Source organism: Burkholderia sp. Tr-20390, from assembly GCF_017104595.1.
In the GTDB taxonomy this organism is placed as follows: Bacteria; Pseudomonadota; Gammaproteobacteria; order Burkholderiales; family Burkholderiaceae; genus Burkholderia.
Genome location: NZ_JAAGPC010000465.1, coordinates 1 through 519 on the forward strand (window position 1 = coordinate 1; position 519 = coordinate 519).

A 519-nucleotide genomic window follows, 5' to 3' on the forward strand; every position below is an offset into this window, starting at 1 on the left:
TCAGTGAATCCATCGCATGACGCGTCTTGTCGAGATCGGCGGGCTCGACCCACACCTGCAGCAGCTTCTCCTTGCCCGAGCCGGTCGTGATCGTTTCCTCGATCGCGACGAGCTTGCCCGCGACCAGTGCGAACAGGTAGCTCGGCTTGCGGAACGGGTCTTCCCACTTCGCGAAGTGGCGGCCGTCGGGCAGGTCGCCGGAATCGATGAGGTTGCCGTTCGACAGCAGCACCGGGTACGCGGCCTTGTCGGCGCGCAGCGTCACCGTATACGACGCCATCACGTCGGGGCGATCGAGGAAGTAGGTGATGCGGCGGAAACCTTCGGCTTCGCACTGCGTGAAGAAGTTGCCGCTCGACACATAGAGGCCCGACAGCGTCGTATTCTGGTCGGGTGCGCATGCGCTTTCGAGCGTCAGCTCGAACGCTTCGGGCACGTTCTCGACCGTCAGCCCGTGTTCGTGCGCACGCACGGCGCCATGCGGCGCGCCATCCAGCCAGGCGCCGAGGAATTCGAGCG

At 64.9% G+C, this 519-nt stretch carries 1 pseudogene; it reads right to left on the reverse strand.

Annotation, left to right across the window (positions count from 1 at the left end):
* A pseudogene (gene pepN / locus G3N98_RS40440) lies at positions 1-519 on the reverse strand (aminopeptidase N); the annotation flags it as partial.